9 protein-coding genes and 1 pseudogene are annotated in these 13,771 nt (G+C 63.0%); 7 read left to right on the top strand and 3 right to left on the bottom strand.

Translation table 11 applies throughout. The features are described from left to right. Nucleotides 1–201: 201 nt before the first annotated feature. From EJ077_RS21930 to EJ077_RS21920, 3 genes are read right to left on the bottom strand one after another with little or no spacing between them, the layout of a single operon-like run. Nucleotides 202–1,125: a carbohydrate kinase family protein gene (locus EJ077_RS21930; protein WP_208696186.1), complete on the bottom strand. Its 924-nt coding sequence runs from the start codon at nt 1,123–1,125 to the stop codon at nt 202–204. Continuing rightward, nucleotides 1,122–1,568, bottom strand: a complete 447-nt coding sequence (locus EJ077_RS21925; RefSeq protein WP_208696185.1) for an RbsD/FucU family protein — start codon at nt 1,566–1,568, stop codon at nt 1,122–1,124. Before EJ077_RS21925 ends, EJ077_RS21930 begins: the two co-directional genes overlap by 4 nt. Beyond that, nucleotides 1,569–2,795, bottom strand: coding sequence for an ROK family transcriptional regulator (locus tag EJ077_RS21920; protein WP_208696183.1), 1,227 nt, complete (start codon nt 2,793–2,795; stop codon nt 1,569–1,571). It abuts the gene before it with no gap. A 229-nt stretch (nt 2,796–3,024) separates the two neighbouring features. Here EJ077_RS21920 and EJ077_RS21915 point away from each other — a divergent pair, with 229 nt between their 5' ends. From EJ077_RS21915 to glgA, 7 genes and pseudogenes are all read left to right on the top strand, one after another. Continuing rightward, nucleotides 3,025–4,041, top strand: coding sequence for a sugar ABC transporter substrate-binding protein (locus tag EJ077_RS21915; RefSeq protein ID WP_208703084.1), 1,017 nt, complete (start codon nt 3,025–3,027; stop codon nt 4,039–4,041). 160 nt (nt 4,042–4,201) lie between these two features. Then, nucleotides 4,202–5,263 carry an ABC transporter permease gene (locus EJ077_RS21910; protein ID WP_208696181.1) on the top strand — a complete coding sequence of 354 codons (1,062 nt, stop codon included), beginning with the start codon at nt 4,202–4,204 and terminating at the stop codon, nt 5,261–5,263. 2 nt (nt 5,264–5,265) lie between these two features. Further along, nucleotides 5,266–6,048, top strand: coding sequence for an ATP-binding cassette domain-containing protein (locus EJ077_RS21905; RefSeq protein ID WP_208696179.1), 783 nt, complete (start codon nt 5,266–5,268; stop codon nt 6,046–6,048). A gap of 134 nt (nt 6,049–6,182) precedes the next feature. Beyond that, nucleotides 6,183–8,645, top strand: a complete 2,463-nt coding sequence (locus EJ077_RS21900) for a glycogen/starch/alpha-glucan phosphorylase (RefSeq protein ID WP_208696177.1) — start codon at nt 6,183–6,185, stop codon at nt 8,643–8,645. A 71-nt stretch (nt 8,646–8,716) separates the two neighbouring features. After that, nucleotides 8,717–10,928: pseudogene (glgB, locus tag EJ077_RS21895) on the top strand (1,4-alpha-glucan branching protein GlgB). A 51-nt stretch (nt 10,929–10,979) separates the two neighbouring features. Continuing rightward, a complete protein-coding gene (gene glgC, locus EJ077_RS21890; protein ID WP_208696175.1) occupies nt 10,980–12,245 on the top strand; it encodes a glucose-1-phosphate adenylyltransferase in 1,266 nt (421 codons plus the stop codon). 77 nt (nt 12,246–12,322) lie between these two features. Then, complete coding sequence (gene glgA, locus EJ077_RS21885; protein ID WP_208703083.1) at nt 12,323–13,768, top strand: glycogen synthase GlgA; 1,446 nt, start codon at nt 12,323–12,325, stop codon at nt 13,766–13,768. The last annotated feature ends 3 nt before the right edge of the window (nt 13,769–13,771 follow it).

The raw sequence follows: 13,771 nt of genomic DNA, 5'->3' as shown, positions 1-13,771 counted from the left end.
CCCGCTGGTACCAGACTTGGCGCGGCTGAAAAAGCCGGCTGCGGTTCCGGGATAGGATGCAAGTGTCGCAGCCCGTTACCGTGTTTCGCCGGTGCATTGCCCTAAAAAGCCGGGAATCCGGCCTTGGCGGTGCAATTCAGGCCATGTCTATCGCGGTTTTCCAGCGCATGGAAACATAAAGTGATCGCGCTGGAGAGCCGGTCAGCCGATCTCGTGCCGCCATGGGGGATTGGCGCCGGCCCGTGATACCGTCACCGCCGCCGCCTTGGCGCCGAGCGCCAGTGCTTCGCGGATAGCGCCTTCGGACAGGCTGGAAATCGCTGCCTTCGTCAGCAGGCCTTGCTCATACAGGGAGGCAAGGATACCGGCGTTGAACGTGTCTCCGGCGCCGACGGTGTCCACCACCTTCACTGTCTCCGGCATGACGGTGACACGGTGCTGCTTGCTGTAGCCAACAGCGCCTTCGCTGCCATGCGTGACGACGATCAATTTCGGGCCGCGGTCAAGCCAATTGCGCACGACATCCTCGTGCGAACCGGCTTCCCCGAACCAGTTGAGGTCTTCGTCTGAAAGTTTGACGATGTCGGCCATCGCCATCATCTCCCGGATGCGCCTGAGGTGCTTGGCCTTGTCGGGGATGAAGTTCGGCCGGATGTTGGGATCGAGCATCATCACGCGGGCCTCATGCTCGCGCCGCATGAATTCCTCATAGGCCGAGCCAGCCGGCTCTGAGATCAGGCTGATGGCGCCGAACAGCATCGCCTCGATCTCGCCGCCGAGTTGCGGCAGGTCCTCGATGGTCAGCATGCGCCCAGCCGTGTTCTCGTCATAGAAGGTGTAGGTCGCCTGGCCGTTGTTCAGCCGCACGAAGGCCAGTGTCGTCGGCCGGGGCGAGGTGTGCGCGTAGGTCGAACTGACCTTGCTCGCTCCGAGCGCCTCCCTGAATTGCCCGCCAAACAGGTCCGACGACAGGCCGGAGAAGAAGCCGGCCGGCGCGCCGAGCCGACCGAGTGCGATCGCCGTGTTGAAAACAGCGCCGCCGACATAGGGAGCGAATGCCGGCTCACCCTGCGTGGTGGTGCGCGGCAGCATGTCGATGAGGGCTTCGCCACAGCAGAGGATCATGGCTTCCTGGTCTCCGGCGGATAGATCACGCCCTTGCGGATGATGATGTTGGCGTAAAGCCGCGGCTCGCTTGTCGCGACGATGGCATGCGCCGATTTGACCCGTGCATAGAAGTCGGCGCCGGCCAGCGCAACCACCTTGCGGCCTGGTGCGCGTTTGGCGCAGATCGCCTCCATTTCACGATGGACAGGGTCGGCAAGCGACGGATCGCCTTTCACCGAGGCTCGAAACAGCGCCTCCGGAACCGCATCGTCGACCGGAAGCAGCGTCAGCATCGCGTCGAGTACCGGAATGAGGGCATGGCCGTCGGCCCGGATGAGGCGTCTTGCCTGCTCCAGCGCCGGATAGTTCCCGTCGACCAGGGCAATCTCGTCACCATGCCCCATGGCGCGCAATGTTGCCAGAAGCTCCGGACCAAGCAGCGCCGGAATCCCGATCAGCATTCAGGCGCTCCTGGCGATCGTCGTCGAACCGATCAGGAAGCGTTCGGAAAGCGGCAGGCTGGCGCCGCCGAGCGCCCGGGCATGGATGCCCACGCTTCCCTCGCGGACGGCCGGAAGTTTCAGCCCTTCGCCGTCGATGGCGCCGATTGCCGCCACGACCGCCTCGACCAGCCTCTGGCGCACGGCCTTCGGCATCCAGCCGTCGATCACCGCGGCCTCGAAATCGATGACCGAGGACGCTGCGACGATGGCGTAAGCGAGTGCCTGCGAGGCGCTGGCGATCCACTCGTCGAGTTCGGCGCCGATCTCCCCCCAATCCTCGGGTGAAGTCCACAGATACGAGGCCTCGACGCCACGCGCATTGAGTGTTTTTTCGAGCATGGCGATCGAGGCCACGTCGATCAGCTGGGTCGGTTTTCCATCCGGCCCGGGCACGGGCATGGAGCCGAGCGCGCCGGCATTGCCGGTCGGTCCGCCGAACAGCCGGCCGTTGAGCACGATGCCGCCACCGGCAAAGGCGCCGATATAGAAATAGACGAAGTCCCGCGCCGCGCCCGTCTGGCCGAAGACCAGTTCGGCGCCGCAGGCCGAGGTGGCATCGTTCTGCAGATAGACCGGAAAATCGCACTGCGTCTGGATGTCGGCCCTGATGTCGCGATGGCGCCATTCGTCCATGACCTCGCGTGGCGCGCCGGCGGTGTCGGCCCAGTTCCACAGCTCGAACGGCATGGCGATGCCGAGTCCGGCAATGCGCTTGTCCTGCGCCGGTGTCAGCGCGCCGCGCATCGTCTTCATGCCTGACGTGACGAACTCGACCGTTTCGCGTGGGGCAGGGTAGCGGTAGGAGTGCTGCAGCATTGCGCGCACGTTGCCGAGGAAATCAATCAGTACGAGTTCAGCGCTGCGGCGGCCGATCTTGAGGCCGATGAAGAAGGCGCCTTCGGGGTTGAGCGCCATGGGGATCGAGGGCTGGCCGATCTTGCCGCGCAGCGGTGCCTGGCGCACGAGCAGGCTTTCTTCCTCCAGTTCGCGCATGATGACCGAAACCGTCTGCGCCGAAAGTCCGGTCATGCGGGCAATGTCGGACTTCGCCAGACTGCCGTGCTGGCGCACCAGCGAAAGCACCAGGCGCTCGTTGTGATCGCGCATGCCGCTCTGGTTGGTGCCGCGGTGAATAAGGCTCTCATTCGCTTCGGGCGAACCATGCCTCGCAGTGGCGGTCTCCACCCTGTTCCTCCCGTCGTTTCCCCGGCAATGCTTTTGGGTCAGAATGAGTGAAGGACGCAAGGCTGTCAATAATAAATAAGAGTGATTTAATTATTGACAGACGCCTTGGTCTGGTGTTTTTTGATCTGGCATCCGCGCTGGGAGAAGTCGCCTGGATGCCGTGCGGGTGCCGGTTGGCCGGCATTCGAAAATGTTCCACTGGGAGGAAATCGTGACCAATACCAAATTGTTGAAGTCCACCGTTTTTGCGGCGGCCGCGCTGGGTCTGATGGCGTTCGCTTCGTCCGCATCCGCCGCCGGCGTCGGCGCCTGCCTAATCACCAAGACCGACACCAATCCGTTCTTCGTCAAGATGAAGGAGGGCGCGACCGCCAAGGCCAAGGAACTCGGCGTCGATCTCAAGACCTATGCCGGCAAGATCGACGGTGACAGCGAGAGCCAGGTGGCGGCGATCGAAAGCTGCATCGCCGACGGCGCCAAGGGCATTTTGATTACAGCGTCCGACACCAAGGGCATCGTGCCGACGGTGAAGAAGGCGCGCGATGCGGGCCTACTGGTGATCGCGCTCGACACGCCGCTCGATCCTATTGACGCCGCCGACGCGACCTTCGCCACCGACAATCTGGAGGCCGGCAAGCTGATTGGTGCCTGGGCCGCAGCGACGCTGGGCGACAAGGCCAAGGACGCCAAGATCGGCTTCCTCGACCTGACCCCCTCGCAGCCGACCGTGGACGTTCTGCGCGATCAGGGCTTCATGATGGGCTACGGCATCGACGTGAAGGATCCCAACAAGATCGGCGACGAGACCGATCCGCGCATCGTCGGCCACGACGTCACCAACGGCAACGAGGAAGGCGGCCGCAAGGCGATGGAAAACCTTCTCCAGAAGGATTCCGGGATCACCGTCATCCACACCATCAACGAGCCGGCCGCTGTCGGCGCCTACCAGGCGCTCAAGGCCGTCGGCCTTGAAAAGCAGGTGCTGATCGTATCCGTCGACGGAGGCTGCCCCGGCGTGAAGTCAGTCACCGAAGGCGTGATCGGCGCCACCTCGCAGCAATATCCGCTGCAGATGGCCGCGCTCGGCATCGAGGCGATCGCTGCTTTCGCCAAGGATGGCACCAAGCCGAAGCCGACCGAAGGCAAAAACTTCTTCGACACCGGCGTCAACCTTGTTACCGACAAGCCGGCCAAGGGCGTCAAGTCCATCGACACCAAGGAAGGCCTCGCCAAGTGCTGGGGCTGATGCCAGTCTGACCGGCAAAAAGCAATCGGAGCGGCTGGGGGCTTGATCCCCGGTCGCTTCGGGTGGACGATGGGTCGCGTGACCTCGAACAATCCCGGCAGTAGACCGGATAAAGCGTGGACGGGTGTCAGCGGTTGGCTGAATCCCGCGGGGAGGAGACATGGCTCAAGCTCAGGAATTCGAGAAGGTTCTCTCAAGCAGCGACACAAGCGTTGCCGCTTTCGACGAGCACAAATCGGCCGTCAAGCGCGCCCAGCATTTCCTGCATTCGACACCCGCCGCGGTGCCGCTGATCGTGCTGGTTCTGTCCATCATCATTTTTGGCATCGCCATCGGCGGGCGTTTCTTCTCGTCCTACACGCTGACGCTGATCCTGCAGCAGATCGCCATTGTCGGTATTTTGGGGGCCGCGCAGACGCTCGTCATCCTGACCGCCGGCATTGATCTCTCGATCGGGGTGATCATGGTGATTTCGGCCGTGATCATGGGCAATTGCGCGGTCAGCTACGGCATGCCGAGCGTGCTCGCCGTGGCGATCGGCCTTGCCGCCGGTGCGGCTTGCGGGCTGCTGAACGGACTGCTGGTCGCCTATATGAAGCTGCCGCCGTTCATCGTGACGCTTGGCACCTGGAACATCGTCATGGCGACGAATTTCATCTATTCGGCCAATGAGACGATCCGCGACACCGACGTCGACACCCAGGCGCCGCTGCTGCATCTGTTTGCCCTGAGCTTCAAGGTGGGTTCGGCGGTGCTGACCGCCGGCGTCATCGCCATGGTCCTGCTCGTGATGCTCCTGTGGTACATACTCAATCACACTGCCTGGGGCCGCCATGTCTATGCCGTCGGCGACGATCAGGAAGCGGCGAAACTGTCGGGCATTCAGACCAAGAAGGTGCTTATGACGGTTTACACCCTCGCGGGGCTGATCGCCGCTTTCGCGGCCTGGGTTTCCATCGGCCGCAACGGCTCGATTTCGCCGTCCGCCGCCGTCACCGACTACAATCTGCAGGCCATCACCGCGACGGTGATCGGCGGTATCTCGCTCTTTGGCGGCCGCGGCTCAATTCTCGGTACGCTGTTCGGCGCCATGATCGTCGGCGTCGTCTCGATGGGCCTCAACATGCTCGGCGCCGATCCGCAGTGGAAAGTGCTGCTCACCGGCGTGCTGATCATCGGCGCCGTCGCGGTTGATCAATGGATCAGAAAGGTTTCGGCATAATCATGACCCAGGAACCCATCCTCACCGCTCGCGGTCTGGTCAAGCGCTACGGCCGCGTCACCGCTCTCGACAATGCCGATTTCGACCTATACCCCGGCGAAATCCTCGCCGTGATTGGCGACAACGGCGCCGGCAAGTCGTCGCTGATCAAGGCAATTTCCGGCGCCGTCGTTCCCGATGAAGGGGAAATCAAACTCGAAGGCAGGCCCGTGGCCTTCAGGTCGCCGATGGAAGCCCGGGAAGCCGGCATCGAGACGGTCTATCAGAACTTGGCGCTGTCGCCGGCGCTGTCGATCGCCGACAACATGTTTCTCGGCCGCGAGATCCGCAAGCCGGGTCCGCTCGGCAACTGGTTGCGGATGCTCGACCGCCCGGCGATGGAAAAGCGCGCCCGTGACAAACTCACCGAACTCGGCCTGATGACCATCCAGAACATCAGCCAGGCGGTGGAGACGCTGTCGGGCGGCCAACGCCAGGGCGTGGCTGTGGCCCGCGCCGCCGCCTTCGGCTCGAAGATGGTCATCATGGACGAGCCGACGGCGGCACTCGGCGTCAAGGAGAGCCGCCGCGTGCTCGAATTGATCCTCGATGTGAAGAAGCGCGGCCTGCCGATCGTGCTCATCTCGCACAACATGCCCCATGTCTTCGAAGTGGCCGACCGCATCCACATCCACCGTCTTGGCCGTCGCCTGTGCGTCATCGACCCCAAGCAATACACGATGTCTGATGCCGTTGCTTTCATGACCGGGGCAAAAGCACCCCCGGAAACGGCATTGGCGGCCTGAACTGCCTGATTGCCGCAGGGCAAGTAGGCGGGGGTATTCTCTAAATCGATTGAAAACATGCTGCAATGCACTAGGATGGGCTGGGAGAAACGGTGAAAGCCGGTATGATCAGGCCAAACCGAACGAGAGGCGATATGACATCCGCCATGACGATCGAAGCCCCAGCTCTCGACAATCCCGACCCCAAGACGCTCGCCGAAGAAGTCTTGATGTCGCTCAAATACCGGGTCGGCAAGGACACCACCGTCGCGACCCAGTACGACTGGCTGACTGCCTCGATCAAGGTCGTGCGCGACCGCGTCGTCGACCACTGGATGCAGGCGACCAAGGAAGCCTACGACCAGCAGGAAAAGCGCGTTTACTACCTGTCGCTCGAGTTCCTGATCGGGCGTCTGATGCGCGACGCCTTTTCCAATCTCGGTCTGATGGAGAATATGCGTGAGGCGCTGTCGTCGCTCGGCGTCGATCTCGACCTGATCGCCGCGCTCGAGCCGGACGCGGCGCTTGGCAATGGCGGCCTTGGCCGGCTCGCAGCCTGCTTCATGGAAAGCATGGCGACCGTCGACATTCCCGCGCATGGCTACGGCATCCGCTATGCCAACGGCATGTTCCGCCAGGAAATCCATGACGGTTGGCAGGTCGAACTGCCCGAGACCTGGCTGGACCACGGCAACCCCTGGGAGTTCGAGCGGCGCGAACGCTCTTTCGAAGTCGGCTTCGGCGGTTCGGTCGAATCGATCACCTCCAGGGACGGCCGGCTCGAACGCCATGTCTGGAAACCGAGGGAGCATGTTCTGGCGGTCGCCTATGACACGCCCGTGGCCGGCTGGCGCGCCAAGCGCGTCAACACGTTGCGCCTTTGGTCCGGCATGCCGATCGATCCGATCCTGCTCGATAAGTTCAACGCCGGCGACCACATCGGGGCGCTGGCCGAAAGCAACAAGGCCGATGCGCTGTCGCGCGTGCTCTATCCCGCCGATTCCCACATGGCTGGACAGGAACTCAGGCTCAGGCAGGAATATTTCTTTTCCACCGCCTCGCTGCAGGACATCGTCCAGCGGCACCTGAGCCAATATGGCGACCTGAAGTCGCTGCCCGACAAGGCGGCGATCCACCTCAACGACACCCATCCGGCGATTGCCGTGCCGGAGCTGATGCGCCTTCTGATGGACGTCCATGGCATGGATTTCGATCTCGCCTGGGATATCACCAAGCGCACCTTCGGCTACACCAACCACACGCTTTTACCCGAGGCGCTGGAAAGCTGGCCGGTGCCGCTGTTCGAACGGCTTTTGCCGCGTCATATGCAGATCGTCTACGCCATCAACGCGCAGGTGCTGCTGGAGGCGCGCGCCACCGATCAGTTCTCGGACGAGCAGATCAGCCGTATCTCGCTGATCCAGGAGAATGGCGACCGCCGGGTGCGCATGGGCAATCTGGCCTTTGTCGGTTCGCATTCGATCAACGGCGTGTCGGCGCTGCATACCGAGCTGATGAAGGAGACGGTGTTCGCCGACCTGCACCGGCTCTACCCCGACCGCATCAACAACAAGACCAACGGCATCACGCCGCGGCGCTGGCTCATCCAGTGCAATCCGGGCCTCACCGCGCTCGCCCGCGAGGCGATCGGCGATCGCTTCATGGATGACATCGAGGCGATCAAGGGGCTCGATCCTCTCGCCGACGACACCGCCTTCCGCGAAAAATTCGCCGCCGTGAAGCGCCAGAACAAGGTGAGGCTTGCCAACCTGGTCGCCGACCGCCTCGGCATCAGGCTCGACCCTTCGGCGCTCTTCGACATTCAGGTCAAGCGTATCCACGAATACAAGCGCCAGCTCCTCAACATCCTCGAGGCGATCGCGCTCTATGACCAGATCCGCTCGCATCCCGAGCGCGACTGGATGCCACGTGTGAAATTCTTCGGCGGCAAGGCCGCGCCCAGCTACCACAACGCCAAGCTGATCATCAAACTGGCCAACGACGTCGCCAGGGTGATCAACAGTGACCCTTCGGTGCGCGGCCTGCTGAAGGTCGTGTTCGTACCGAACTATAATGTCAGTCTGGCCGAGGTGCTGATGCCGGCCGCCGATCTCTCAGAGCAGATCTCGACCGCCGGCATGGAAGCCTCCGGCACCGGCAACATGAAGTTCGCGCTGAACGGCGCGCTGACCATCGGCACGCTCGACGGCGCCAATGTCGAGATCAAGGAGCATGTCGGCGACGACAACATCTTCATCTTCGGCCTTACCACCCAAGAAGTCGCCGATCGGCGCAACAATGGCTACAATCCGCGCGGCGTCATCGAGGCATCCCCCGAACTGGCGCAGGCGGTCGCGGCCGTTTCGTCGGGCGTCTTCTCCCCAGATGATCCCAATCGCTATCGCGACCTGATCAACGGCCTCTACGACAGCGACTGGTTCATGGTCGCGGCGGATTTCGACGCGTATGCCGCCTGCCAGCGCGACGTCGATGCCGTCTGGCGCAACAGCCCTGACTGGTACGCCCGCGCCATCCGCAACGTCGCGCGCGTCGGCTGGTTCTCCTCCGATCGCACGATTCGCCAATACGCGAAAGAAATCTGGAACGTACCCGTCTGATATGATTGCATGAGGCCACGAACGATGGCCGCAAAAACAAACACTTGGTGCCCGGGGAGGGCGACCGCCTGATGAGGAAGCCGCGCGCGACCGCTGCGACAAGCGGGCCGGACGGACTGGCGTCAGCCAGCGATGTCGAGGCGATTGTCGCCGGTACGCACGGTGATCCTTTCGCGGTTCTCGGTGTCCAGGAGGCCGGCAAGAGCCTGTTCGCGCGCTGCTTCGTTCCGCACGCGCGGTCCGTCATCGCCTACACGCTGACCGGCATCGAAGCAGGCGAATTGACCAGGCGCGACGAAGCCGGTTTCTTCGAGGGCAAGCTGTCGATCAAGAAGCGCCAGCCGCTCCGCTACCACGCGCGCAATGCGGGCGGCGACTGGTGGCTGACCGATCCCTATTCGTTCGGTCCGGTGCTCGGGCCGATGGACGATTACTATATCGCCGAGGGTTCGCATCTCAGGCTGTTCGACAAGCTCGGCGCCCATGTCATCGAGCACGAAGGCGCCACCGGCGTGCATTTCGCGGTATGGGCCCCAAACGCCAGGCGCGTCTCGGTGGTCGGCGATTTCAATGACTGGGACGGCCGCCGGCATACGATGCGCGACCGTCGCGACACCGGCATCTGGGAGCTGTTCATTCCCGATATCGGCCCAGGCCGGCCCTATAAATACGAAATCATAGGCCCCGATGGCGTAAGGTTGCCGCTGAAGGCCGATCCGTTCGCCTTCAAGTCGGAGCTGCGCCCGGCAACGGCCTCGGTGACCGCGGTGCCGCCTGCGCACTCATGGGGCGACGAGGCGCATCGCAAATTCTGGCGCAACGCCGACCCCCGGCGCGAAGCCATTTCGATCTACGAAGTCCATGCCGGTTCCTGGCAGCTTCGCGACGACGGCACCTTCCTGTCCTGGGATGAGCTGGCCGACCGGCTGATCCCCTATGTGGCGGAAGCCGGGTTCACCCACATCGAATTCCTGCCGATCTCCGAGCATCCCTATGACCCGTCCTGGGTTATCAGACCACCGGCCTCTATGCGCCATCGGCCCGCTTCGGCGACCCGGACGGCTTTGCCCGCTTTGTCGATGGCGCCCATCGTGCCGGCATCGGCGTCATCCTAGACTGGGTGCCGGCGCATTTTCCTGTCGACGAGCACGGTCTGGTCCATTTCGACGGCACCGCGCTCTACGAGCATGCCGACCCGCGCAAGGGCTTCCACCCGGACTGGAACACCGCGATCTACAATTTCGGCCGCCGCGAGGTGGTGTCGTTCCTCGTCAACAACGCCTTGTTCTGGGCCGAAAAATACCATGTCGACGGCCTTCGCGTCGACGCGGTGGCCTCGATGCTCTACCTCGACTATTCGCGCAAGCAGGGCGAATGGATCCCCAACGAAAAGGGGGGGCGCGAAAACCTCGAGGCGGTCAGCTTCCTGCAGAAGATGAACAAGGAGCTCTACGGGCACCATCCCGGCGTCATGACCATCGCCGAGGAATCGACTTCATGGCCAAAGGTCTCGGCGCCCGTCCATGAAGGCGGGCTGGGCTTCGGCTTTAAGTGGAACATGGGCTTCATGCACGACACGCTGGAGTATTTTTCCAAGGAGCCGATTTTCCGCAAGCACCACCACAACGAGCTGACCTTCGGCCTGACCTACGCCTTCTCGGAGAATTTCGTGCTGCCGCTCTCGCATGACGAGGTCGTGCACGGCAAAGGCACGCTGCTGGGCAAGATGGCCGGTGACGACTGGCAGAAATTCGCGACCTTGCGTGCCTATTACGGCTTCATGTGGGTTATCCCGGCAAGAAGCTGCTGTTCATGGGCCAGGAATTCGCGCAGCGCCGCGAATGGAGCGAGGCGCGCGCGCTTGATTGGAACCTGCTCGATTTCCGGCCGCATCGCGGCGTCTGGCAGACGGTGCGCGATCTCAATTATCTCTACCGTTCACGCCCGGCCCTGCATGGCCGCGACTGCGAGCCGGATGGGTTTTCCTGGCTGATCGTCGACGACAGCCAGAATTCGGTTTTCGCCTGGGTGCGCAACGCTCCTGGCGGCAATCCGGTCGCCGTCATCTCCAATTTCACGCCGGTGCCGCGCGACAATTATCGCGTGCCTCTGCCGAAGGCCGGCAAGTGGCGCGAGATCATCAACACCGATGCTTCCGAATATGGCGGCTCCGGCATGGGCAATGGCGGCGTGGTCGAGGCGAGGGCGGAGGGCAAGAGCATCTCGGCAACGATGCTTCTGCCGCCGCTGTCGACGATCATGCTTGAACTCGCCGACGACTGAACTCGTTAAGGCTGGTCAACGCATAAAGACGAGTAACTTGGGAGGGTATAAATGGCAGACCTGAAAAGAACCCAGCCGCTGGCCCGCGACGCCATGGCCTATGTGCTGGCCGGCGGACGCGGCAGCCGCCTCAAGGAACTGACCGACCGGCGCGCCAAGCCGGCGGTCTATTTCGGCGGCAAGACGCGCATCATCGACTTCGCGCTCTCCAATGCATTGAACTCCGGCATCCGCCGCCTCGGCGTCGCCACCCAGTACAAGGCGCATTCGCTGATCCGCCACCTGCAACGCGGCTGGAACTTCCTGCGGCCTGAACGAAACGAGAGCTTTGACATCCTGCCGGCGAGCCAGCGCGTGTCGGAGACGCAATGGTATGAAGGCACGGCTGATGCCGTCTACCAGAACATCGACATCATCGAGGCCTATGGCCCGGAATACATGGTCATCCTGGCCGGCGACCACATCTACAAGATGGATTACGAGCTGATGCTGCGCCAGCATGTCGATGCCGGCGCCGATGTCACGGTCGGCTGCCTGGAAGTGCCGCGCATGGAAGCGACAGGCTTCGGCGTCATGCATGTCGATGCCAAGGACAACATCATCGCCTTCGTCGAAAAGCCCGCTGATCCGCCCGGCATTCCGGGTAATCCGGAATTCGCCTTGGCCTCGATGGGCATCTACGTCTTCAAGACCAAGTTCCTGATGGAACAGCTGCGCCGCGATGCCGCCGATCCCGGCTCCAGCCGCGACTTCGGCAAGGACATCATCCCCTATATCGTCACGCACGGTAAGGCGATCGCGCACCGCTTCACCAAGTCCTGCGTGCGTTCGACCGCCGAGAACGAGGCCTACTGGCGCGATGTCGGCACGGTCGATGCCTATTGGGAAGCCAACATCGACTTGACCGACGTGACCCCGGAGCTCGACCTCTACGACCGCGACTGGCCGATCTGGACTTATGCCGAGCTGAAGCCGCCGGCAAAATTCGTCCATGACGAGGATGGCAGGCGCGGTTCTGCCGTGTCATCACTGGTGTCGGGCGATTGCATCGTCTCGGGCGCTTCGCTGAAGAAGAGCCTGATCTTCACCGGTGCGCGCATCAATTCCTATTCGGCACTCGAAGAAGTCGTCATGCTGCCCGACGTTCATGTCGGCCGGAACGCAAAGTTGAAGCGCGTCGTCATCGACCACGGTGTAAGGATACCGGAAGGGCTGGTGGTCGGCGAGGATCCCGCGCTCGACGCCAAGCGCTTCCGCGTTTCGGAAAAGGGTATCTGCCTGATCACACAGGACATGATCAACAAGCTGTCACTTTAGGGTGTTTTGTGCATGTCGTAGTCCAGAACCGCTACACGGTTCTGGACGACATGGACCAGAAGCGGATCGTTAAGCGCATGCATGTTCTGTCGGTCACGCCCGAAATCTTCCCGCTGATCAAGACCGGCGGGCTTGCCGATGTGACCGGGGCGCTGCCCATCGCGCTCGCGGCCAAGGGCGTGACCATGCGCACGCTCATTCCGGGCTTTCCGGTGGTGATGGACGCCTTCAAGAAAAAGAAGGCCGTCTATCAATACCCCTTGCTGCAGGGCGGCAAGGCCGCCATCCATGCCGTCGAGGTCGCCGGGCTCGATTTGTTCGTGCTCGACGCGCCGCACCTGTTCGACCGCCCCGGCGGCCCCTATGGCAACGCCTCGGGCGCGGATTGGCCGGACAATTGGCGGCGCTTCGCGGCGCTGAGCCAGGCCGGCGCCGATATCGCCGGCGGCGCCATTTCGGGCTACCTGCCTGACATCGTCCATGCCCATGACTGGCAGTCGGCGATGACGCTGGCTTATATGCGCTACGGCAAGGCCGTCGGCACACCGTCGATGATGACCGTCCACAATCTCGCCTTCCAGGGTCAGTTCGGCGCCGGCATCTTCGGCGAGCTCGGCCTGCCGGCCGCGGCGATGGCGCTTGACGGCGTCGAATATTATGGCGGCGTCGGCTTCCTCAAGGCTGGCCTGCAGGCCGCCTGGGCGATCACCACGGTGAGCCCGACCTATGCGCAGGAGATCCGTTCGCCGGAATTCGGCATGGGCCTCGACGGTCTCATCAACATGCGTTCAAGCGATCTCCATGGCATCGTCAACGGCATCGACACCGCCATCTGGGATCCGGCAACCGACAAGCATCTGGTATCGACCTATACGGCCGAGACGTTGAAGGCCCGCGCGCCCAACAGGGCCGCCGTCGAGGACCGTTTCGGTCTCGACCGCGACGGCAGCCCGATTGTCTGTGTCGTCAGCCGGCTGACCTGGCAGAAGGGCATGGACATATTGGCGACGGTGATCGATGGCATCGTTGCGACAGGCGCCAGGCTGGCCATCCTGGGCTCGGGCGACGCCGGCCTCGAAGGCGCGCTGCTGGCCGCTGCCGCACGCCACCGTGGCCGCATCGGCGTGGTCGTCGGCTATGACGAGGGGCTGTCGCACATCATGCAGGGCGGCTGCGACGCCATCGTCATCCCTTCGCGTTTCGAGCCTTGCGGGCTGACGCAGCTTTACGGCCTGCGCTATGGCTGCGTGCCGGTCGTCGCGCGCACCGGCGGCCTCGCCGACACCATCATTGATGCCAATGAAGCGGCGATTGCAGCCGGCGTGGCGACCGGCTTCCAGTTTGCCCCCAACAATGGCGGCGCGCTGCTGCACGCCATCCGCCGCCTGGCCGACGCCCACGCCAGTTCCGCAATCTTCGAGACCATCCAGCGCCAGGGCATGAAGACCGATGTGTCGTGGGATCGAAGCGCCGAAAAATACGTCGAACTCTATCGCCTGCTGCTTTCGAAAAGGGTTGCCTGAAGC

The organism is Mesorhizobium sp. M8A.F.Ca.ET.057.01.1.1, assembly GCF_003952565.1.
In the GTDB taxonomy this organism is placed as follows: domain Bacteria; phylum Pseudomonadota; class Alphaproteobacteria; order Rhizobiales; family Rhizobiaceae; genus Mesorhizobium.
This window is presented reverse-complemented; position numbering and strand designations above follow the sequence as displayed.

Coding starts and splice junctions, on each gene's coding strand:
- EJ077_RS21930 (WP_208696186.1), bottom strand. CDS start 1,125: ATGATCCTCTGCTGTGGCGAAGCCCTCATCGACATGCTGCCGCGCACC.
- EJ077_RS21925 (WP_208696185.1), bottom strand. CDS start 1,568: ATGCTGATCGGGATTCCGGCGCTGCTTGGTCCGGAGCTTCTGGCAACA.
- EJ077_RS21910 (WP_208696181.1), top strand. CDS start 4,202: ATGGCTCAAGCTCAGGAATTCGAGAAGGTTCTCTCAAGCAGCGACACA.
- EJ077_RS21905 (WP_208696179.1), top strand. CDS start 5,266: ATGACCCAGGAACCCATCCTCACCGCTCGCGGTCTGGTCAAGCGCTAC.
- EJ077_RS21900 (WP_208696177.1), top strand. CDS start 6,183: ATGACATCCGCCATGACGATCGAAGCCCCAGCTCTCGACAATCCCGAC.
- glgC (WP_208696175.1), top strand. CDS start 10,980: ATGGCAGACCTGAAAAGAACCCAGCCGCTGGCCCGCGACGCCATGGCC.
- glgA (WP_208703083.1), top strand. CDS start 12,323: ATGCATGTTCTGTCGGTCACGCCCGAAATCTTCCCGCTGATCAAGACC.